At 29.4% G+C, this 21,319-nt stretch carries 19 protein-coding genes and 1 tRNA gene; 11 read left to right on the forward strand and 9 right to left on the reverse strand.

All coding sequences use genetic code 11. From position 1 onward, the window contains the following. Window positions 1–2 precede the first annotated feature (2 nt). The 3 genes from Q0731_RS09010 to Q0731_RS09020 all read left to right on the forward strand — a co-directional run bounded on the left by Q0731_RS09010 (window position 3) and on the right by Q0731_RS09020 (window position 3,416). Window positions 3–776 carry a glycosyltransferase family 2 protein gene (locus Q0731_RS09010; RefSeq protein WP_299062924.1) on the forward strand — a complete coding sequence of 258 codons (774 nt, stop codon included), beginning with the start codon at window positions 3–5 and terminating at the stop codon, window positions 774–776. 103 nt (window positions 777–879) lie between these two features. Beyond that, complete coding sequence (gene purD, locus Q0731_RS09015) at window positions 880–2,154, forward strand: phosphoribosylamine--glycine ligase (RefSeq protein WP_299062927.1); 1,275 nt, start codon at window positions 880–882, stop codon at window positions 2,152–2,154. 203 nt (window positions 2,155–2,357) lie between these two features. Continuing rightward, window positions 2,358–3,416: a glycosyltransferase family protein gene (locus Q0731_RS09020; RefSeq protein ID WP_299062930.1), complete on the forward strand. Its 1,059-nt coding sequence runs from the start codon at window positions 2,358–2,360 to the stop codon at window positions 3,414–3,416. Here the strand turns inward: Q0731_RS09020 and Q0731_RS09025 are convergent. The 5 genes from Q0731_RS09025 to Q0731_RS09045 all read right to left on the reverse strand — a co-directional run bounded on the left by Q0731_RS09025 (window position 3,381) and on the right by Q0731_RS09045 (window position 8,265). Next, window positions 3,381–4,421: an ATP-binding protein gene (locus Q0731_RS09025; RefSeq protein ID WP_299062933.1), complete on the reverse strand. Its 1,041-nt coding sequence runs from the start codon at window positions 4,419–4,421 to the stop codon at window positions 3,381–3,383. The two genes, Q0731_RS09020 and Q0731_RS09025, sit on opposite strands and share 36 nt — an antisense overlap. Before the next feature lie 13 nt (window positions 4,422–4,434). Further along, window positions 4,435–5,133: a response regulator transcription factor gene (locus Q0731_RS09030; RefSeq protein ID WP_299062935.1), complete on the reverse strand. Its 699-nt coding sequence runs from the start codon at window positions 5,131–5,133 to the stop codon at window positions 4,435–4,437. 280 nt (window positions 5,134–5,413) lie between these two features. Then, window positions 5,414–6,193: an amidohydrolase gene (locus Q0731_RS09035; RefSeq protein ID WP_299062939.1), complete on the reverse strand. Its 780-nt coding sequence runs from the start codon at window positions 6,191–6,193 to the stop codon at window positions 5,414–5,416. A 51-nt stretch (window positions 6,194–6,244) separates the two neighbouring features. Next, the gene (locus Q0731_RS09040; RefSeq protein ID WP_299062942.1) at window positions 6,245–7,291 is read right to left on the reverse strand and encodes a DUF3179 domain-containing protein; all 1,047 of its coding nucleotides are present in this window, start codon (window positions 7,289–7,291) and stop codon (window positions 6,245–6,247) included. Next, window positions 7,288–8,265 carry a hypothetical protein gene (locus tag Q0731_RS09045; protein ID WP_299062945.1) on the reverse strand — a complete coding sequence of 326 codons (978 nt, stop codon included), beginning with the start codon at window positions 8,263–8,265 and terminating at the stop codon, window positions 7,288–7,290. The genes Q0731_RS09040 and Q0731_RS09045 overlap by 4 nt, the downstream gene beginning before the upstream one ends. A gap of 130 nt (window positions 8,266–8,395) precedes the next feature. On the opposite strand from Q0731_RS09045, the gene Q0731_RS09050 reads away from it, so the two are divergent. The 3 genes from Q0731_RS09050 (at window position 8,396) to Q0731_RS09060 (ending at window position 13,380) form a co-directional block, all read left to right on the forward strand. Next, window positions 8,396–11,134 carry a PD-(D/E)XK nuclease family protein gene (locus tag Q0731_RS09050; RefSeq protein ID WP_299062948.1) on the forward strand — a complete coding sequence of 913 codons (2,739 nt, stop codon included), beginning with the start codon at window positions 8,396–8,398 and terminating at the stop codon, window positions 11,132–11,134. A gap of 55 nt (window positions 11,135–11,189) precedes the next feature. Beyond that, window positions 11,190–12,521: an MATE family efflux transporter gene (locus Q0731_RS09055; RefSeq protein WP_299062951.1), complete on the forward strand. Its 1,332-nt coding sequence runs from the start codon at window positions 11,190–11,192 to the stop codon at window positions 12,519–12,521. 91 nt (window positions 12,522–12,612) lie between these two features. Then, window positions 12,613–13,380, forward strand: a complete 768-nt coding sequence (locus Q0731_RS09060) for an enoyl-CoA hydratase/isomerase family protein (RefSeq protein ID WP_299062956.1) — start codon at window positions 12,613–12,615, stop codon at window positions 13,378–13,380. A gap of 53 nt (window positions 13,381–13,433) precedes the next feature. On the opposite strand, the gene Q0731_RS09065 is transcribed toward Q0731_RS09060, so the two are convergent. Beyond that, window positions 13,434–14,576 (reverse strand): DNA polymerase III subunit delta', encoded by a 1,143-nt coding sequence (locus Q0731_RS09065; protein WP_299062960.1) that lies wholly within the window; start codon window positions 14,574–14,576, stop codon window positions 13,434–13,436. A 388-nt stretch (window positions 14,577–14,964) separates the two neighbouring features. On the opposite strand from Q0731_RS09065, the gene Q0731_RS09070 reads away from it, so the two are divergent. Both Q0731_RS09070 and Q0731_RS09075 read left to right on the forward strand, forming a co-directional pair. After that, window positions 14,965–16,152, forward strand: coding sequence for a phosphoglycerate kinase (locus Q0731_RS09070; protein WP_299062964.1), 1,188 nt, complete (start codon window positions 14,965–14,967; stop codon window positions 16,150–16,152). A gap of 293 nt (window positions 16,153–16,445) precedes the next feature. Next, window positions 16,446–17,486, forward strand: coding sequence for an aldo/keto reductase (locus Q0731_RS09075; RefSeq protein ID WP_299062967.1), 1,041 nt, complete (start codon window positions 16,446–16,448; stop codon window positions 17,484–17,486). Between the two features lie 167 nt (window positions 17,487–17,653). On the opposite strand, the gene Q0731_RS09080 is transcribed toward Q0731_RS09075, so the two are convergent. The 3 genes from Q0731_RS09080 to Q0731_RS09090 form a co-directional block, all read right to left on the reverse strand. Beyond that, window positions 17,654–17,881, reverse strand: coding sequence for a hypothetical protein (locus tag Q0731_RS09080; protein ID WP_299062970.1), 228 nt, complete (start codon window positions 17,879–17,881; stop codon window positions 17,654–17,656). Between the two features lie 6 nt (window positions 17,882–17,887). After that, a complete protein-coding gene (locus Q0731_RS09085) occupies window positions 17,888–18,193 on the reverse strand; it encodes a DUF6370 family protein (RefSeq protein WP_299062973.1) in 306 nt (101 codons plus the stop codon). A gap of 70 nt (window positions 18,194–18,263) precedes the next feature. Further along, window positions 18,264–19,949 (reverse strand): glutamine--tRNA ligase/YqeY domain fusion protein, encoded by a 1,686-nt coding sequence (locus Q0731_RS09090; RefSeq protein WP_299062976.1) that lies wholly within the window; start codon window positions 19,947–19,949, stop codon window positions 18,264–18,266. Between the two features lie 306 nt (window positions 19,950–20,255). On the opposite strand from Q0731_RS09090, the gene Q0731_RS09095 reads away from it, so the two are divergent. The 3 genes from Q0731_RS09095 to Q0731_RS09105 all read left to right on the forward strand — a co-directional run bounded on the left by Q0731_RS09095 (window position 20,256) and on the right by Q0731_RS09105 (window position 21,212). After that, on the forward strand, window positions 20,256–20,687 hold the full coding sequence (locus Q0731_RS09095) for a DUF2452 domain-containing protein (RefSeq protein WP_299062979.1): 432 nt from the start codon (window positions 20,256–20,258) through the stop codon (window positions 20,685–20,687). After that, on the forward strand, window positions 20,687–21,043 hold the full coding sequence (folB, locus tag Q0731_RS09100) for a dihydroneopterin aldolase (RefSeq protein WP_299062981.1): 357 nt from the start codon (window positions 20,687–20,689) through the stop codon (window positions 21,041–21,043). Before Q0731_RS09095 ends, folB begins: the two co-directional genes overlap by 1 nt. A gap of 98 nt (window positions 21,044–21,141) precedes the next feature. Further along, a tRNA-Cys gene (locus tag Q0731_RS09105) sits at window positions 21,142–21,212 on the forward strand. The last annotated feature ends 107 nt before the right edge of the window (window positions 21,213–21,319 follow it).

A 21,319-nucleotide genomic window follows, 5' to 3' on the forward strand; every position in this document is an offset into this window, starting at 1 on the left:
TGATGAATAAAAAGCTAGACATAACAGCATCTATAGTTCTCTTTAATGAAAATTTAAAAGAGCTAACAAAGACCGTTAATTGTTTTTTAGAAATAAACTTAAAGAAAAAATTATTCTTAATAGACAACACACCTAACAGTCTATTTAAAGATGTTTTTAAACACAACGAAATAGAATATATTGCTGTTGGAAAAAATATAGGTTTTGGATCTGGTCATAATTTAAGTATTAAAAAAGTAAAAGAGGTTTCTAAATTTCATTTAATACTAAATCCAGACGTTACTTTTAAATTAAATGTTATCACCAATTTAATTTCTGAGTTAGATAAAAATAAAGAAGTTTCAATGATTGCTCCAAAAGTGCTATTTCCTGATGGGAAACATCAATATTCTTGTAGAAGATATCCATCCGTTTCAGAACTTATTGCAAGAAGGTTTTCTTTTTTAAAACCATTATTTAAATCAACTACTTTTAAAGGAGAATACAGGGAAAAAGATTTAACACAACCCTTTTTTGCAGAATATATAACAGGCTGTTTTCAATTATATAAAACAGAAGATTTTATAAAATTAAAGGGTTTTGATGAACGTTATTTCCTTTATCTAGAAGATGTTGATATCTGCAAAAAAATAGATGTATTAGGAAAGAAAAAATTATATTTTCCACAAGAAGAAATAGTACATGTTTTAAAACAAGGCTCATCAAAAAGTATAAAATTATTTTTACGTCACACTTCATCAGCAATTAAATATTTTTTAAAGTGGGGTTTAAAATAAAAAGTAACTTTATTTAAGCTTATATTTTTATAAAATGTGTTAACCTTCAAAGAGGGAATCCAAAGAATTTAAAATATATTTGCACTACAACAACACACAAACAATGAATGTACTTATTTTAGGTTCTGGAGGTAGAGAACACGCTTTTGCCATTAAATTATTAGAAAGCAAAAAAATCAATCAACTTTTTGTAGCTCCAGGAAATGCTGGGACAGATAAAATTGCCAAAAACATTAATATCAATCCTACAGACTTTGATGCTGTAAAAAAGCTTGTTTTAGAAAGCGATATTAAAATGGTAGTTGTTGGGCCAGAAGCTCCTTTGGTAGCAGGAGTTCATGATTTTTTTTTAGCAGACAATGAGCTAAAAAACATCCCAGTAATTGGACCTAAAAAAGATGGAGCATTATTAGAAGGGTCTAAAGATTTTTCGAAACAATTCATGCAAAAACATGGCGTTCCAACTGCAAGATATCAATCATTTACCAAAGAGAATTTACAAGATGGTTTTGCCTTTTTAGAAACCTTAGCACCACCTTTTGTGTTAAAAGCAGATGGTTTAGCAGCAGGAAAAGGAGTTTTAATTTTAAACTCTTTAGAAGAAGCTAAAACGGAGTTAGAAGAAATGGTTTCTAATCAAAAATTTGGAGAAGCATCATCAACAGTTGTTATTGAAGAGTTTTTAAAAGGAATAGAATTGTCTGTTTTTGTTTTAACAGACGGAAAAAACTATAAAATTTTACCATCAGCAAAAGATTATAAAAGAATTGGTGAAGGAGATACTGGTTTAAATACTGGTGGAATGGGAGCAATTTCTCCTGTGCCTTTTGCAGATAAAGCATTTTTAGATAAAGTAGAAGAATTGGTTGTAAAACCTACAATTAACGGCTTGCAAAAAGACGGAATTGATTACCGTGGTTTTATTTTTATCGGTTTAATGAACGATAATGGAAACCCTTCTGTAGTTGAGTACAATGTAAGAATGGGAGATCCAGAAACAGAGGTGGTATTACCAAGAATCAATTCAGATTTATTTGAGTTGTTTGAAGGTGTTGCCAATCAAAATTTAAATGAAAAATCTTTTTCTGTAACCCATAAAACAGCCACAACTGTTATGTTGGTTTCTGGTGGATATCCAGAAGCGTATCAAAAAGGAAAAGAAATGACAGGTTTTGATAACTTAGAAGATTCTATCGCTTTTCATGCAGGTACAACCCTAAAAGATGGTAAAGTTGTTACCAGTGGAGGTAGAGTTATGGCTGTAACTTCTTTTGGAGACACCATTGAAGAAGCTTTAGCAAAGAGCTATAAAAGCATCGATAAAATTCATTTCGACCAAATGAACTATAGAAAAGATATTGGTTTCGATTTGGTATAAACAAATTTTTATTTGGGCGTTTTAACAGGCTTGGAATTTATCTTGAGCGAAGTCGAAAGACCATATCTTTTTTTCTGAGTTCTCGATACAAATTTGCGAAAAGTAAATTCACTCGAACTAAGAAAAAAAGGATGCCATTTCAATCCTGAACGCACTTGTTTAAAATCAAATATTTTATCCGAGTTTTTAGTGATTATTAAAAAATGATAGTTACCTCAAAAAAAATAATAATTGCGCCACTAAATTGGGGTTTAGGTCATGCAACACGTTGTATACCAGTTATCAATGCGTTGTTAGAAAATAATTTTACACCAATTATTGCTTCAGATGGTAAAGCATTGCTTTTTTTACAACAAGAATTTCCAACTTTAGAAACCCTAAAACTACCTGCTTACAATATTAAGTACAGTAAAAATTTAAAGTTGAGCGTACTTTTGCAAATCCCTAAAATTGCAAAAGCAGTAAAAAAAGAAAAGCAAATTGTCAATAATTTTATCAAACAAAATAAAGACGTTGTTGGTGTCATTTCAGATAATAGATTTGTTATAAGTAGTAACTTAGTTCCTTCAGTTTATATTACGCATCAAATAAATGTTTTATCAGGTTTTACAACTTTTATAAGCAGTTTTGTGCATCAACAAATCATAAAAAAGTTTGATGAATGCTGGATTCCTGATAACCCAAATTCTCAATTTTCAGGAAAATTATCAGCAACCAAACCAAAATTAAATGCAAAATTTATAGGTGTTTTAAGTCGATTTAAAAAAGAAAATTTACCAAAAAACATAGATGTTTTAGTCATTTTATCTGGCGTAGAACCTAACAGAACCATATTAGAAACTAAATTAATTTCAGAATTTAAAAACGATGTAAGAAATATTGTTTTTGTTTTAGGGAAAGTAGAAAATCAACAAAAAAAATGGTTTTCAGAGCGAATTACCTTCTATAATTATGTACTTTCAAAAGAGTTGCAAGATTTAATAAATTCAAGTAAAATAGTAATTTGTAGATCTGGGTATTCATCTATAATGGATTTAGCTGTTTTGCATAAAAAGGTGTTTTTTATTCCCACAGAACATCAACCAGAACAAGAGTATTTAGCAAGGTATTTAAAAGAAAAAGAGTACAGTCCTTTTTCTAATATTGTAGATTTTGAAAAAGAAAATATTTTAAAAATAGGAGACTATAAAGGTTTAAATGTAAGTGAAACTACTTTAAATAGTCAGTTATTTAGCCTTTTTAAGCGTAAAAGAAAATTCTGATCCTTTGCCAAAAGAACTTTTTAGAGAAATAGTTTCCTCATGTGCTTCAATAATATGTTTTACAATAGACAAACCTAATCCAGAACCTCCTTGCTCTCTAGATCTACTTTGGTCTACTCTATAAAATCGTTCAAAAAGGCGAGTATGATGTTGCTTTTTAATACCTTCTCCATTATCGCTTACTTTTACGATATATTTTTTTGGATTGTAACTATCAACAGCAACAATGGTTGTTCCATTTGGTTTTCCGTATTTAATAGAATTTACAACAAGATTTATTAAAACTTGTTCAAATTTTTTAATGTCTCCATTTACAAAAACAGGAAATTCATAAATTTTATCAAATTTTAAGGTAATGTTCCTTTTTTTTGCTTTCATTTCAAACATATCAAACACACCTTGTACCAATTCTAAAATATTAAAAACCTCTCTGTTTAGCTTTGTGCCTTCATTTTCTAATTTAGCAATCATGTCTAAATCTTTAATAACAGCAACTAGTCTTTCTACTCCTTTATTGGCTCTTTCTAAATATTTTGTTCTAATTTCTTTGTCATTAACAGCACCCTCAATTAAGGTTAAAATATAACCTTGTACAGTAAATAATGGTGTTTTAAGTTCATGAGCAACATTGCCTAAGAAATCGCGTCTAAAAGAATCTCTTTTAATTAAACTTTCTATTTCCAACCTTTTACCTTCTACAAATTTTTGCATTCGCTTAGAAAGTTTGTCAATATCTGTAGTTACAGAATCTCTTCTTAAATCATTTACATCTAAAATAGAAACATCTTGGTATATTTGTTTCAAACGTCTATAAATAAAATGTTCTGTTCTGTATTGAATGATGAAAAAAGATAATAAAAAGAGTGTGGCAATAGAAATAAGTATGGTTATAATACCAAAATGTTGTACAATATAAAAGTAAGAAACACCTCCAATTACTAAAGAAAGCAATGTTAAATAAATGGCAGACCAAAGAGCATAAGAGTATGTTTTTTTTAATTTCATAGTCAAATTTTAGTTATTTATCTCCGCCTTCTAAAACAAATTTATAACCAACTCCTTTCACTGTTTTAAAATGATCGTCTCCTATTTTTTCTCTTAATTTTCTAATATGAACATCAATGGTTCTTCCACCAACAACAACTTCATTTCCCCAAACTGTATCTAAAATAACTTCTCTTTTAAAAACTTTGCTAGGTTTTGAGGTTAATAAAGAAAGTAACTCAAATTCTTTTCTAGGCAACGCTATTTTTTTACCTGCTTTGTAAACAACATATTCATCTCTGTCTATAACGATATCACCAATTTTAGAGGTTTCTTCGGTTTGTTTATTAGATTTTAATCTTCTTAATAAAGATTTAACTTTACTAACTAAAACTTTTGGTTTTATAGGTTTGGTTATATAATCATCAGCACCAGCTTCAAAACCTGCAACTTGAGAATAATCTTCTCCTCTTGCAGTTAAAAAAGCGATAATTACGTTTTCTAAAGATTTTATTTTTCTAATTTTTTCACAAGCTTCAATACCATCCATTTCTGGCATCATTATGTCTAATAAAATTAGATGTGGAATGTTTTTTTTAGCAGATTTTACAGCCTCTAAACCATTATTTGCTGTAAAAACTTGGTAGCCTTCATTTTTTAAATTGTATCCTACAATTTCTAAAATATCTGGTTCATCATCAACCAATAAAATTTTAATATCACTTTTATTCATACATATATTCAAAAATGTGAATATCAAAAATAAGGATAATTATACTAAGTTAAAGCGTATTTAGCAATCATTTAATTTAAAGCAAAGTAAGATAACATTGGGTTAACATAGAGATTCTCTTTATAGCTATAAATTTAATTTTATCTCTAATAGAAAAACAATAAGTGTAATTTGAAAATTTAGAAAAGCTTATATAATTTATCTGTTTGAGTGTAATTTATTTTTTATGGATAACTTGAATTTAAATTTTTAAATAGAAAGATAAGAAATGGTTTTATATTTAATAAATTTTAAAATGATCTTTATCATTTAAAAAACCTAATTTTTCTCTTATATTATTTTGATCTCTTTTATTTAAAATAGCTTCCACAATTCCACTTTTATTATTTTTAAGTGTGCTTATATTTTTACCCAAAGAATCTACAATTACAGAATTACCAGAATATTTGTTGTTATTTTTATCTATACCAATTCTGTTTATTCCAATAGTATAACTTATGTTTTCTATAGCTCTTGCTTTTATGAGGGTTTTCCAAGCTTTAATTCTTTGTTGTGGCCAATTTGCTACAAAAATTAAAAGATCGTAATTATTTGTATTTCTTATCCAAACAGGGAAACGTAAATCGTAACAAATAAACGGACAAATTTTCCATCCTTTATAGTTAATAATTAGTTTTTCTCTGCCAGAAGTATATGTCTTATCTTCATCAGCTAAAGTAAAAGAATGTCTTTTATTATAGGTTTCTATTTTTCCTGAAGGATGAACAAAAACCAAACGATTGTAATAATTACTATTTTCTGCAATCACCAAACTTCCACAAATAGCAATTCCTTTTTCTGTAGCTATTTTTTGCATCCAAGAAACAGAAAAACCATCCATTTTTTCTGCTACTTTTTTAGGACTCATCGTAAAACCAGTAGTAAACATTTCTGGAAGCACAATTAAATCGATACGTTGTTTTAAAGCATTTATTTTATTTTCAAAAAAAGCAATGTTTTCTTTCGGGTTTTCCCAAACCAAATCTGCTTGAATACCTAATACAGTTATTGAATTTTTCATAACATAAATTTACTTGTATTATGTTATAAAGATACTACTTGTTATAAAATATTATTGATTATAAATTTCTGTATCGTAAAAAGCGGGTATAGAAAACCAAAAAGCCATAAAAGATTCAGAAGATGTTAAACGTTGTCCTGTTCTTGGTCCAGCAATAGCTTCTCCAAAAATATTCCACGTGTTGCCTTCGTTATCGCTTAACAAAGATTCAGTATTATTATAAGAATACTCAAAAGTTAGTGAGCTTGTAGTATCATCTAAAAGAAATGAAACTATAAATTCGTTATTTCCTGCTATCAAATATTCATCTCCTTCAAATGAATCTTTAATTACATTACTAGTTGCAAATACAGAAAACGGATAAACTTTTGCTTTAGCATCTTTTATAATAGTATGAATTCTTTCTTTAAGTGGCAATCTATTGTCTTTTGCTACAGGAAATAAAAATAAATTGTTATTTGTATTATAATCTCCATAAGGTGAAACCCCATATGTTCTGGCAAAACCTGTGTTTCTGTTTACCACTTTTGTATTTGGGTATATAGTTTTCCAGGTTTTCCAAGAAGTTTCAAAGAGCGGTATTAAATCTATTTTTTTATCTATTAATTCTCCATTAACAGAGGTATTTAAAATTTGAGACCAATTGCTGTTTGTTTGTCTATCAAAAGGAATTAAATTGGTATTGTATAACAAACCAGAAACGCCAAAAGTAGTTTCACGTCCATTTAAAATTCTATTCCAGCCTATTCCTGTGCCTGTAAGTGGGCAATAAGTAATAGCCAGAGAAACATCACCAACATTATCATTAATAATTTCGTGCCAATCTAAAATACTATGAGAATATGCTCTAATATCATCTCCATTTTTATAACCAATCACTAAATCTGTATCATTAATAAAACTGCTTTCAGGATCATTTGCATTTACTAAATTGGGGTTGATTAAAGCAGGTATGCCATCTCTACCAGGGCCACCATCAAAAATTTCTACTATTGGAATGCTCCATTCAGATGAAAAATTATTTTCATTTATATTGTTGTCATTATTTTGACAAGAAACGAGTATGCCTAAGATACATAATAGTGCAAGTTTTTTCATTTTATGTTTGTTATTAAAGGTTGTTTTTTAAAGAATTTATAAGTAAAACCAGTAGTAAATCTAGTAGTTGGTGTAAGCTGAGTGCCATCTACATAACTATATAAAGGAACTTCTAGTTTATTGGTAAAACGTAAATTTTGAGAAAGATGTATGGTTAGTTCTGCTCTTGCAAAAAGCCACTCACCACCTGTATTTGGAATAATCGCATTATCAATTTTGTCTACTGTAGATTTTCTATATTTAAGAACTAAACCTGGGTTTATAAGAGTTTTAGAAACCAAAAATTGATCTACATAACTAATATTTGCTTGTAGTACATTACCAAATTTATAGGTAGATGTATTGTTTAAATACGAATTGTTTATACCTGTAAGTCTGTAGGTTACACTACTAGAAAGAGTAGCTGTAGGTCTAAAATTTAGTTGTTTTGCTAAAGATAACCATCCAATACCATCAAAAGCGCCACTTCCAGGTTGTAAATCTGCAGTTAACTGAATGCCTTGATTAGAAACAATATCTGATTTACCCAAAGGTATTTTAGAACCTAGACCAATGTTTAAAGTGGTGTTATTTTTAAAAACGTTTGGTAAAGTATATTTTAATAAAATTACAGCATCTCCAATTCCTTTGGTTTCCGTAAAATTTTCATTGCCAAATTGTGTAATAGTTCTTGTTTGATTGACCCAAGTAAATAAAGTTTCTACAGAAAATTTATCTGTAAATGCATACCCAATATTAGTTAAAATAGAATTAGTAATACGTTGTCTGGAATTATCATTTAATCTTGTACTACCAGCATTTAAGGTATTTAAATTATTATAATCGTAATTAATACCTACTTGAAAAGACCCCTTACCCTCATTAGAAAGGCCTAGGTTATTAGATAAAGGCACACCACCAGAACAACAGGTTTGGGCATAAACTTGTTGCCCAAGAAGTAAAAATAAAAATAGTATTAGACTAGCAAACTTCATGAGAAAATTTTAGAATTAGTCTAAATAATTTCTAAAACTTACAGTATGATTTTATTATTATTCTAAAAATACAGGTTTACTAAACTATAGATTTTGTAATTTAGTTTTTTACTAGCAAGCCACTAATTTTATGCAAACTTTTATTTCAAAAACCTTAGATGCAATTCTAGAAACTAACCATTCTTTTGAAGATGTTGTGTTTGTTTTACCCTCTCAAAGAGCAAAAGTATTTGTAAAACAAACCCTTAAAGATAAAATTACCCTTGGCTTTTTGCCAGAAATAATAAATGTAGAACAATTTATCAATAAAATATCTGGCATAGAAAAGGCAGATAGCATTCAATTGTTGTTTCATTTTTATTCAATTTATAAAGGTTTAGAAACAGCACCTGTTACTTTTGATGTCTTTGCATCTTGGGCTTTTAAAGTAATTCAAGATTTTAATGAGATTGACCAACATTTAATAGACACCAAAGACATTTTTATATATTTAAGAGATATTCAACGTTTAAAAAAATGGTCTGTTAAAGGTGAGTTTAAAGAAACCGAGTTAATGAAAGATCATTATTTCTTTCTTGAAAGATTAAACACCTATTACAACGCTTTTTATCAGTTTTTAAAAGAAAAAAACATTGGCTATCAAGGTTTAATTTATAGAGAGTCTTGTACTAAAATTGATGCTTTTTTGACTGAAAATTCAACTAAAAAATTCTTTTTTATCGGTTTTAATGCGTTAAATAAAGCAGAAGAATTTCTATTTCAAAAGCTTTTAGAAACTGGCAATTCAGAAATTTATTGGGATATTGATGCTGCTTTTTTTAATGGAAATCATCAAGCAGGAAAATTCATCAGAAAGTATAAAAAAAAATGGAAGTATTATGAGAAAAACGAGCTAAAAACACTTGGCAATACTTTTAATCAGCCTAAAAATATAGAAGTGATAGGAGCTTCTAAAAACACTACTCAAATAAAATATGCTGGAGAAATTTTAGAGAAAATTACCGATTTTAAAAATACTGCATTGGTTTTGGCAGATGAAACTTTGTTACCAATTACGTTAAATTCTTTGCCTAAAAACATCAATGCAATCAATATTACCATGGGTTATCCGTTAAAAGATGTACCAACAACAAGTTTACTATTTTCAATATTTCAGTTATTTGTAACACAAGATAAATTGCAAAAAACGGTTGTAAATGAGTTTTATTATAAAGATGTAATTCGTTTTTTAAAGCACCCATCTATTTATAAATTAATTCCAGAAATAGATGCTTTTTCTGATGAAATTGCCAAACAAAACCAAACATTTATCAACCTAAATAATATTGAAACACTATTAAAAAATAGTAATTCTGAGCTTAAAAAAGTTATTGTTTCCATTTTTAGCACTTATGTTTCAATTGAAGCCTTTTTAGACAATATTTTAAAGTTAATCGATTTGTTAAAAGAGGATGTAACTGAGTTAGAAAAAGAGTATTTATTCCGATTTTACACCACTTTTACACAATTAAAAACACTGCAAAATGAGTTTAAATATTTTCCAGATTTAAAAACGCTGTCGCTCTTTTTTAAACAACTTATTGGGTCTGAAAGTTTGTCTTTTCAAGGAGAGCCTTTAAGAGGTTTACAGTTGATGGGAATGTTAGAGACGCGTGTCTTAGATTTTGATAATATTATTTTAGTCTCAACAAATGAGGGAGTTTTACCTGCCAGTAGTCAACAAAATTCTTTTATTCCTTTTGATGTAAAAATTGAATTTGGCTTGCCAACCTACAGAGAAAAAGATGCTATTTTTTCCTATCATTTTTTTAGATTGCTGCAACGTGCAAAAAACGTTTTTATCATTTATAATACAGAACATGATGTTTTTGGAAGCGGAGAAAAAAGTCGATTTGTAACGCAATTAGAAATGATGCGAACAGATGTTATTCAAAAAACGATTTCACCAAAAGTTGTTACGCAAAACACTGAATTAAAAGAAGTTAAAAAGGATGAAGCTGTTTTGGGAAAACTGAAAGAATTAGCTCAAAAAGGAATTTCTCCTTCTGCTTTAACTAATTATTTATACAATCCAATTTCTTTTTACAAACAAAAAATTTTAAAACTAAAAGAGTTTGAAGATGTAGAAGAAACTGTTGCTTACAATACTTTGGGTACTGTTGTGCATGAAACTTTAGATGAACTTTACAAACCTTTTGAAGGTAAATTTTTAACGTTAGATGATGTTGATGCTATGCAAAAAAAATCGAAAGATTTAGTAGTAAAACATTTTAAAGCAGCTTTTAAAAACGGCGATATTTCTACAGGTAGAAATCGTTTAATTTTTGAAGTCGCTAACAGATTTGTAAATAATTTTTTAGGGCAAGAAAAAGAATTGTTAAAAGATAAAAACAATCAACTTAAAATAATTTCTACAGAAGAAACCTTGGCAACAGAAATAGAAATTGAAGGGATTAATGTTCCAATAAAAATTCATGGACAAGTAGATAGAGTTGATGAATTAAATGATGTTTTAAGAATTATTGATTATAAAACAGGCATGGTAAGTAGTGCTGATTTACGTGTTGTAGATTTTGAAAAATTAAGAGAAAAGGAGCAACACAAAGCAATCCAAGTTTTACTATATGCATACTTATATGTAAAAAGTAAGAAATATAATTTTAGTAAGCCATTAGAAGGAGGAATTTATTCTTTTAAAAACTTAAATAACGGGTTTTTATCCATCAATTTTTCATCAAACTACAGAAAACCAGATGTAGAAATTACAGAAGAAAAATTAGAGGAGTTTATGGATGAAATTAAAACCTACATTCAAGAGATTTACAATTTAGAAACAGCTTTTATTGAGCCTGCAGATTTAAAATATTAAGTCTTTTTAGTTTTTACAGATGAGTATCTTTGATAAAAATTAAAAGTATAAAATATTGACTTCTAATATCAGTTTTAAAACCATCAATAAATTAGCAATTCCTGCTTTAATTGCTGGTATTGCAGAGCCCTTATTATCTATAACAGACACTGCAATTATTGGTAATATTAACGTTAATGCTACAGAAAGTTTAGCGGCAGTTGGTATTGTTGGAGCATTTATTTCCATGTTAATTTGGGTTTTTGGGCAAATTAGAAGTGCTATTTCATCCATTATTTCCCAATATGTTGGTGCTAATAAATTAGACGAAGTTAAAACATTGCCAGCACAAGCAATTGCTATTGTGGTGTTAGGGAGTTTGGTATTAATAGCTATTATGTACCCTTTTTCTAAACAAATTTTTCAATTTTATAATGCTTCTGGGGTAGTTTTAGACTATTGTGTAACGTATTTTAAAATCAGAATTTTTGGGTTTCCATTTTCACTTTTTGTATTTGCTATTTTTGGTACTTTTAGAGGTTTACAAAACACATTTTACCCAATGATTATTGCAATTATTGGTGCATTATTAAACGTTGTTTTAGACATTGTTTTTGTGTACGGAATTGAAGGCTATATTTCAGCTATGAATATTGAAGGAGCAGCCTATGCAAGTGTAATTGCACAAATTACAATGGCTATTATTGCTTTTGTTTTGTTGATGAAAAAAACAGCTATTTCATTAAAAATTGCGTTCAATGTACATCCAGAAATTTCTCGTTTATTAGGTATGATGGGCAATCTTTTTATTAGAACCATTGCTTTAAATACAGCTTTGTATTTTGCCACTTCTTATGCTACAAATTATGGAAAAGAATACATTGCTGCCTACACAATTGGTATAAATATATGGTTATTAGGTGCTTTTATGGTAGATGGATATTCGAGTGCAGGGAATATTCTATCTGGTAAATTTTTAGGTGCAAAAGAGTATCATTCTTTAGTGTTTTTAAGTAACAAGCTTTTAAAATATGGTTTAATAACAGGAATTATTATTGGGTTTTTAGGTTTTGTTTTTTACAATTTCATCGGACAAATTTTCACAAAAGATACAGCTGTTTTAGAGCAATTTTACAATGTTTTTTGGATTGTTTTAATTACACAACCCATCAGTGCTATCACTTTTATTTTTGATGGAATGTTTAAAGGAATGGGAGAAATGAAATATCTAAGAAACTTGTTAATTTTATCTACAGGTTTGGTTTTTATCCCAACTTTGTTGATTTTTGACTATTACAACCTAAAATTAACCGCAATTTGGATTGCCTTCACACTTTGGATGATTGCAAGAGGTTTGCCATTAGTTATTAAATTTAGAAGTAAGTTTTTGCCATTGGTTTCTAAATAAGTAGTGTACTTTTTCATTACGAGTTTTGAAGCAATCTCATACTTAATTACTTTAAATATTTAAACCTTATTTTTACTAAAAATTCATTTTTATGACCACTACAAGACAAAACGGAAGTTTATATACCAATATTGAAAATAAAATTGCAACCATAGAATTTGGTCATCCAGCCAGTAATTCTTTTCCAAGTGAATTGTTAGAACGATTAGCCAAAGAAATTATTTCTGTTGGATATAATGATGCAGTTGCTATAATTATTTTGAAGTCTGAAGGAGAAAAAGCTTTTTGTGCTGGAGCTTCTTTTGATGAATTGGTAGCTATTGATAATGTAGAAGATGGGAAACAATTTTTTAGTGGTTTTGCAAACGTAATAAATGCCATGAGAACTTGTGGAAAATTAATTATTGGACGTGTTCAAGGAAAAACTGTTGGAGGAGGTGTTGGTTTAATTGCTGCTTGTGATTATGTGTTGGCAACAGAAAAAGCGTCTGTAAAATTATCAGAATTTAGTATTGGAATTGGACCTTTTGTAATAGAACCTGCTGTAACTCGTAAAATTGGTGTTGGAGCAACTGCAGAACTTACCTTAGATGCAGCAAACTGGAAAAATGCCTATTGGGCAAAAGAAAAAGGGTTGTATGCTAAAGTGTTTGAAACTCAAAAGGAATTGGATGAAGAAGTAGAATTGTTATCAGAAAAATTAGCATCTTATAATCCTGTAGCGTTATCAGAAATGAAAAAAGCGTTGTGGAAAGGTACAGCACAATGGAATGATTTATTAGCTGAAAGAGCCGCTGTTTCTGGGGAATTGGTATTGTCTGATTTTACTAAAAAGGCTTTGTCTAAATTTAAAAAGTAAGATTTTAAAAATCGTTTGTCATCTCGATTTTTTTGGAGAAATCTCACAAGGTTTTAAACAGTCTCTTCTTTCTTATGTAAAAACCTCGTTAATTTCATAGAAAGGTCTAATAAAATAATTTTTGCATTACCATTTCTTTCAATATGATACATGGCTTCATTGAGTTCTTTTTCGATGTCTAAAATATTACCAGAATGCACAAAAGGTGCAAATTTTGATAAATCAAACCCAGTTTTAGTTTCCATAAAAACCAAGTTTTCAGACTTGTAATTTAATAGCATTGCTTGTCTAAAAAACTGCAAACAATAGTCTAAAAAACGCTTTTGAGTTTCACGTCCTGTTTTAGCTATTGTATCAGACCATTCAATTAATTGTTGCACAACAGCAGCATTTCCTTTGGCTTTAAAAGCAGTTCTTATCCAAGCAATAAACCATTCTTCAAAAACCAAATCAGAAGAATCGTTTTGCATTAAATGCAGGGCTTTGTTAAAATTTCCTTCTGCTTGATGAGCTATTTTAGCAGCCTCATTATCAGTAATTTGATGGTTTACTACAAGTGTATTAGAAATATCTTGTTCACTTAATGCAGGAAAATGTAATGCTTGACAACGAGATTTAATGGTATTTATAATTTGTTCTTCACTTTCTGTAATTAAAATAAAAACCGTTTTTTCTGGCGGTTCTTCTATCAGTTTTAGCAATTTATTGGCTGCAGCAATATTCATTTTTTCTGCCATCCAAATAATCATCACTTTAAAACCACCTTCGTAACTTTTAAGTCGCAGTTTTTTAACAACTTCCTCAGCTTCATCAACACCAATCAATCCTTGTTTGTTTTCTACACCAATATGTTGCAGCCAATTAAACAAGCTTCCATAAGGTTGTGTTTCAATAAAACTACGCCAATCTTCTAAAAACAAGCTACTAACAGGATGTTTTTTTACGTTTTCGTTAGAAGTAACAGGGTATGCAAAATGCAAATCAGGATGCTGTAGTTTGTCGCATTTTAAATTACAGACATCTGCATTATCAGAAAAATTACACAACAAAAACTGTGCATAAGCAATTGCCATTGGCAAAGTGCCACTTCCTTCTTTACCAACAAATAATTGAGCATGAGGAATTCTGCCATTTTCAGCAGACACTTTCAAGTGTTTTTTAATATGTTCTTGTCCGATAATTTGGTTGAAAAGCATCTGCAAATATAAAATTTGTTGTGCATAAATTTAGTGTTTTTTGATTTTGATTTTTTTTGATAAGGATGGATTCAAATATTGCTATAAATGCAATAATTTTTTCTATACTTCTGCTATTGGTAATTTTTCAAGGTTGAATCAGTGTTATCTGTGAAGTTTGTGTCTATTTTTTTTGATTATAGTATTGATTTAAATAGATGATTTTTTAGTCGAGTATTCAAGCTAACTTTTATGATTAAATCAGTGTGATTTGTAAAATTCGTGTCTAAACATTTTTATAAAATAAGTGTTATCCCGTTTTACGCAAACGTTAACTTAATTTTTTAAGTTTCAACTTTCTAAAAACTAAATAAAAAAGTATTTTTGTTCAAAATAGATTTAACAAAAGATGAAAACACTAAAAGATTTTAATTTTAAGAATAAAAAAGCATTAATTCGTGTAGATTTTAATGTGCCTTTAAATGATCAATTTGAAGTAACAGATGCTACCAGAATTCAAGCTGCAAAATCTACAATTATAGATATTTTAGAACAAGAAGGAAGCTGTGTTTTGATGTCACATTTAGGGCGTCCAAAAGGATTTCAAGATGAGTTTTCTTTAGGGCATATTGTAGAAACAGCAACCAAAATTTTAGGTGTTAAAGTTAAGTTTGTAGCAGATTGTATTGGCGATAAAGTTGAAGAAGCAGTTGCGAATTTAGAATCTGGAGAAATTTTATTATTAGAAAACCTACGTTACTATTCTGAAGAAACAAAAGGCGATGTTGCTTTTGCAGAAAAACTATCTAAATTAGGAGATGTTTATGTAAACGATGCTTTTGGTACTGCACACAGAGCACATGCTTCAACAACAATTATTGCTCAGTTTTTCTCAGAAAACAAATGTTTTGGAAACTTATTAGCAAGAGAAATAGAAAGTATAGATAAAGTATTAAACAATTCAGAGAAACCAGTTTTAGCAATTTTAGGTGGAGCAAAAGTATCGTCTAAAATTACAGTAATTGAAAATATTTTAGACAAAGTAGATCACTTAATTATTGGTGGTGGAATGAGTTTTACGTTTATAAAAGCACAAGGAGGAAAAATTGGAAATTCTATTTGTGAAGATGATAAAATGGAATTGGCTTTAGATATTTTAAAGCAAGCAAAAGCAAAAGGTGTAGAAGTTCATATTCCTGTTGATGTTATTGCTGCTGATGATTTTTCTAATGATGCAAATACACAAACTTTAGACATCAATGCAATTCCTGATGGTTGGGAAGGTGTAGATGCAGGACCAAAATCTCAAGCAAATTTTGATGCAATTGTAAACCAATGTAAAACGATTTTATGGAACGGACCTTTAGGTGTTTTTGAAATGGAATCTTTTGCAAACGGAACAATTGCATTAGGACACTCTATTGATAAAGCTACTAAAAACGGAGCGTTTTCTTTAGTTGGTGGAGGAGACTCTGTTGCAGCTGTAAAACAATTTGGTTTTGCAGATAAAGTAAGTTATGTTTCTACTGGTGGAGGTGCTATGTTAGAAATGTTAGAAGGAAAAACGTTACCAGGTATTGAAGCTATTTTAAAATAAAAGTTTATTTGTTAACTGTGTATTAGTTCAATAAAAATCTTAATTAATAAAAGGAATGTTTAACTGAGCTTGATCAAGTTTATTTAATAAAGCGTGTGATTTAATAATCACACGCTTTTTTATTGATAATAGCCAATTAAACACTTTAACAATTACACGTTTGTACATTTTAAAAGTGAAACTTATATTAAAACTCGATTCTTATTATTATAATCGATTTTAAGTATTTAATTTAGCAGTAAGTTTTTTAACAGTTACACGATTAAACAAATACACAATTACACATTATAAAAATGAAATACACAAACTTACCAAACACAAATATAAAAGTCAGTAAAATTTGTTTAGGAACGATGACTTGGGGAAACCAAAACACACAAGAAGAAGCTTTTGAACAAATGGATTATTCCTTAGATCAAGGAGTTAATTTTATTGATGCTGCAGAATTGTATCCTGTTCCTGCAACTCCAGAAACTTATGGAGATACAGAACGTATTATTGGAAATTGGTTCAAAAAAACAGGGAATAGAGATAAAATAGTATTAGCATCTAAAATTGCTGGGGGAGGAGACTACACAGCTCATATTAGAAAAGGAGGGCTAACCAAAGAAAATATTTTAGACGCTATTGATAAAAGTTTACAACGTTTACAAACAGATTATTTAGATTTATATCAATTACATTGGCCAAATAGAGGTACAAATGTTTTTGGCACAAGAGATTTTAATACAGATAACGCTAAAATTGAAGCCGAAGATTTTACAGGAATTATAGAAACTTTAAATGATTTAATAAAAGCCGGTAAAATTAAACATTATGGTTTGTCTAATGAAACACCTTGGGGAATGATGAAATACTCAGAAACTTCTCGTAATTTAAACTTACCAAAACCTGTCACTATTCAAAATGCATATTCACTTATTTTAAGAAAGTTTGAAACAGCTTCTTCAGAAGTATGTTTAAGAGAAGATATCGGTTTGTTAGCTTATTCTCCTTTGGCTCAAGGAGTTTTATCTGGTAAATATTTAGATGGTGGAAGTCCAGAAGGTTCAAGAGGTAATTTATTTCCAAGATTTATTGCACGTTATATGGGAGAAGGTCCATCAAACGCAGTAAAAAAATACCAAGAAATTGCATCAAAAAATAATATAACTTTGTCTGAATTGTCTTTGGCATTTATCAATCAATTACCATTTGTAACCAGTAATATTATTGGAGCCACAAAAATGAGTCAGTTAAAAGAAAATATTGGTAGTATAAACATTGATTTATCCGATGAAATTATTGCAGATATCAATGCAGTACACAATTTAATTCCTAATCCTGCTCCTTAAAAAGTAGGTAGTATTTTAGTATTCAGTTGGCAGTAAATAAAAAACCCGAAGTAAATTTTACTTCGGGTTTTTTTATCTTTTGTCATTCCTGCGAAGGCAGGAATCTATGTTTATGTAGATTTGATTCCTTATTCAAAAAAATCTTGAATCAATTTTTAACTAGCTCTTTATTTACGCAATTCTTTCTCAGTCATTTCAGAATTATAAATCTTTCCATCTTTATCAAAAGACCAAACATTAGAAACTTCACGAAGTTGAGGTATTTCATTTTCTTCAGAAGTTACTTTTTGTTTTACAATTCTGCGAAACTTTCTATTCGAAGCCTGTTTGTCTTCCTTTTCAGATTTGGCGGTAGTTATTCCGTGGATTTTAGTTTTCTTTTTCGAACGACTCATAATATCCTATTCTTTAACCAACTCAATTGAACTTGCAACAAACCTTCCTTCTACTAAAACACCAGTAACTTCTGCTTTTCTAATAACGTTACAAAAGCCAATATATTCATCATGAGCATCACCAAAATCATTGATTTCAAAACCATCAACAAAATAGGCTTTATCATCAATTTTAGCAGCTAAACTGCATCCGTTTTCAGAGTCTAAATCGAATTTACATTGTCCACAAGAAACATCTGCAATTTGTTTAATTTCTTTTTTGTTTCCACAAGAAGCTAAAATTAATAAACTTAAAACAATTATTTTTTTCATAATCATAAATTTTAAAAATTACATTGTATTAAAAACACAAAAGTGAGCACTGAAAACTGCAACTGGAAACTTATTTTCCTCCCCAACTATCTCTCAATCCAACAATTTTATTAAAAACTAAATTTTCTTTAGTGGAATCATCATCCACATTAAAATACCCCATTCTTTGAAACTGAAAACGTTCGCCAATTGTTGCAGATTGTAAACTTGGTTCTAAATATGCTTCTATAATTTCTAAAGAATTTGGGTTGATAAACTCCATAAAATCTTTGTCTTTATGGCTATCTGGTGCTTCATCTAAAAACAATCTGTCATAAGCTCTCACTTCTGCTTTTACGGCATGTTTTACAGAAACCCAGTGCAAAGTACCTTTTACCTTACGTTTACTTTCTTCAGTGTCCATTCCAGATTTTGTTAATGGATCATAAGTACATTGTATTTCAATTACATTTCCATCGGCATCTTTAGTACAACTATTGGCAGTAATAAAATACGCATTTTTTAAACGTACCTCTTTTCCTAATTTTAAACGGAAAAACTTCTTATTTGCTTCCTCTCTAAAATCTTCACGTTCTATATAAATTTCTCTCGAAAAAGGCACTTCTCTACTTCCAAAGCCTTCTTCATAATCATTATAATTTGCCTCTAACATTTCTTCCTGTCCTTCAGGGTAATTGGTAATTACTACTTTAACAGGGTCTAAAACGCCCATCACTCTTTTGGCAGTTTTGTTTAAATCTTCACGAATTTTAAATTCTAAAAGTGCTACATCAATTACGTTTTCACGTTTAGAAACTCCAACAGTTTCAATAAAACTTTTTATGGAGTTTGGAGTATAACCACGTCTTCTTAAACCAGAAATTGTTGGCATTCTTGGGTCGTCCCAGCCAGAAACAATTCCGTTTTCAACCAAAGTTAGTAACTTACGTTTACTCATAATGGTATAACTCAAATTCAAACGAGAAAACTCACGTTGCTTTGGCGGATTTGGGTATTTAGCTTTGCTAAAATCATACACATTATCTCTAAACCAATTGTACAATTCTCTATGAGGTTTAAACTCTAAAGAACACAAAGAATGTGATATTTGTTCAATATAATCACTCTCTCCATGTGTCCAATCATACATTGGGTAAATACACCAATCACTACCAGTTCTGTGATGCTCTTTGTACATAATTCGATACATTAAAGGATCACGCATTAACATATTTGGACTTTCCATATCAATCTTTGCACGCAAAGTATGCTCACCTTCTTTAAATTTTCCTTCTTTCATTCCTTGAAATAATTCCAAGTTTTCTTCCACTGATCTATTTCTAAAAGGACTATTGGTTCCTACTTGAGTTGGTGTTCCTTTTTGAGCACGCATTTCTTCTGAAGATTGAGAATCTACATAAGCTTTTCCATCCTTTATCAACAAAACTGCCCAATCGAACAATTGCTGAAAATAATCAGATGAATAACATTCATTTGCCCAAGAATATCCTAACCAAGCAATGTCTTTTTTAATAGCATCAACATATTCTTGCTCTTCTTTTGCAGGGTTTGTATCATCAAAACGCAAGTTTACAGGTGCATTGTATTTTAAACCCAAACCAAAACTAATACCAATTGCTTTGGTATGTCCAATATGTAAATATCCATTTGGCTCTGGTGGAAATCGAAAACGTAAATTTTCTTTTGGCATTCCGTTTGCCAAATCCTCTTCTATAATATGCTCTAAAAAATTGAGCGAATTCTTCTCTTCAGACATCAAATTAGTTTTTAGTTGTTGGTTTTTAGTTGTTGGTAATCACTTTTACATTACTAAAAACGAATGCAAAATTACATAAAATAACTTGTATAATTTCATTTTGGGGGTTCCCTTTCAGGTCAGGATTTTCACTATATCTTTTTATTTCTAAAAAAGAAATAAAAAAGGATGCCGTTTCAAATGCATAGCATTCAAGATTTCAAAAGAAATATTAAAGTATGAGTACTCCTTAACGCAAGCATATTTGCAAGTTAAAGTTTTCAGAAAAGCGAATTTCGTATTTATTTTTTGTCGTAATTTTGCAATATGACAAAAGACGCAGAAAAAAAACCAGATTTAGTTGTTTTTAATGAAGAAACTAAAAAGTACGATGCTGCTTTAAAACCTTATGGAACATCAGCAAGTTCGCCAGTAATTAAGCCAACAAATACAGCAACTTGGACAGCAGATGGAGTAAGACGAACAAATAAAATATTAAAAGGTAAGTTTGATGAGGTTAAAAAAGAGTATGAATTGTTGATGGAGAAATTTCAATACAATGATATGCTCTATAGTGCAAAATTTGGCTTTGAACCTATATTTGGAGAAACGTATCATTTGTATAAAAATAAAAAAGAAGAACTTTTTTTGTCAATCATAGAACCAACTCAGTGGGATTTAGAGTACAAAGGCTCTTTTAGATTAAACACAGATAAAATGTGGGAAAAAGTAGATTTTTTATCTAATAACGAAGAATAATGGGCATTATAAAAGTTAGTAACATCAAATTATATGCTTATCATGGTTGTTTAGAGGAAGAAGCAAAAATTGGAAGCGAATACAGAGTAGATATTAAAGTAAAAGCCGATTTAAAAAAATCAGCAAAAACAGATAAATTAGTAGATACTGTAGATTATGTGCATTTAAATCATATTGTAAAAGAAGAAATGGCAATACGTTCTGAGCTTTTAGAAGAAGTTGCACAACGTATTTTAGATCGAGCTTTCAAAGAAATTAGAATGATTAAAAAAGCAAAAGTAGCTGTAGCAAAAATAAATCCACCAATTGGTGGAAATGTAGAAGAAGTTGTCATAATTCTTACAAAAAAGCGATAATTTAAAAAAAGGCTTGCAATCCTTATAAATTTACTTAAATTTGCAATCCTTAAAATCATAATAAAATTTATTTTGAATTGGTTTTAAAAAAATTAAAAGGTGTCTTGGCCGAGTGGCTAGGCAATGGTTTGCAAAACCATGTACAGCGGTTCGAATCCGCTAGACACCTCAAAAAAACCTCAGTTTCTTTATTGAAATTGAGGTTTTTTATTTTATAGAATTATTTTTTGTAAAACCATTTTTTATTTAACTAAATTATTGAGACTTAAATTGTTA

The organism is uncultured Polaribacter sp., assembly GCF_947497695.1.
Taxonomy (GTDB): Bacteria; Bacteroidota; Bacteroidia; order Flavobacteriales; family Flavobacteriaceae; genus Polaribacter.

Coding starts and splice junctions, on each gene's coding strand:
- Q0731_RS09085 (WP_299062973.1), bottom strand. CDS start 18,193: ATGAAAAAAATAATTGTTTTAAGTTTATTAATTTTAGCTTCTTGTGGA.
- Q0731_RS09020 (WP_299062930.1), top strand. CDS start 2,358: ATGATAGTTACCTCAAAAAAAATAATAATTGCGCCACTAAATTGGGGT.
- Q0731_RS09075 (WP_299062967.1), top strand. CDS start 16,446: ATGAAATACACAAACTTACCAAACACAAATATAAAAGTCAGTAAAATT.
- Q0731_RS09080 (WP_299062970.1), bottom strand. CDS start 17,881: ATGAGTCGTTCGAAAAAGAAAACTAAAATCCACGGAATAACTACCGCC.
- Q0731_RS09010 (WP_299062924.1), top strand. CDS start 3: ATGAATAAAAAGCTAGACATAACAGCATCTATAGTTCTCTTTAATGAA.
- Q0731_RS09035 (WP_299062939.1), bottom strand. CDS start 6,193: ATGAAAAATTCAATAACTGTATTAGGTATTCAAGCAGATTTGGTTTGG.
- Q0731_RS09070 (WP_299062964.1), top strand. CDS start 14,965: ATGAAAACACTAAAAGATTTTAATTTTAAGAATAAAAAAGCATTAATT.
- Q0731_RS09090 (WP_299062976.1), bottom strand. CDS start 19,949: ATGTCTGAAGAGAAGAATTCGCTCAATTTTTTAGAGCATATTATAGAA.
- Q0731_RS09095 (WP_299062979.1), top strand. CDS start 20,256: ATGACAAAAGACGCAGAAAAAAAACCAGATTTAGTTGTTTTTAATGAA.
- Q0731_RS09045 (WP_299062945.1), bottom strand. CDS start 8,265: ATGAAGTTTGCTAGTCTAATACTATTTTTATTTTTACTTCTTGGGCAA.
- purD (WP_299062927.1), top strand. CDS start 880: ATGAATGTACTTATTTTAGGTTCTGGAGGTAGAGAACACGCTTTTGCC.
- Q0731_RS09040 (WP_299062942.1), bottom strand. CDS start 7,291: ATGAAAAAACTTGCACTATTATGTATCTTAGGCATACTCGTTTCTTGT.
- Q0731_RS09025 (WP_299062933.1), bottom strand. CDS start 4,421: ATGAAATTAAAAAAAACATACTCTTATGCTCTTTGGTCTGCCATTTAT.
- folB (WP_299062981.1), top strand. CDS start 20,687: ATGGGCATTATAAAAGTTAGTAACATCAAATTATATGCTTATCATGGT.
- Q0731_RS09030 (WP_299062935.1), bottom strand. CDS start 5,133: ATGAATAAAAGTGATATTAAAATTTTATTGGTTGATGATGAACCAGAT.
- Q0731_RS09050 (WP_299062948.1), top strand. CDS start 8,396: ATGCAAACTTTTATTTCAAAAACCTTAGATGCAATTCTAGAAACTAAC.
- Q0731_RS09065 (WP_299062960.1), bottom strand. CDS start 14,576: ATGCTTTTCAACCAAATTATCGGACAAGAACATATTAAAAAACACTTG.
- Q0731_RS09060 (WP_299062956.1), top strand. CDS start 12,613: ATGACCACTACAAGACAAAACGGAAGTTTATATACCAATATTGAAAAT.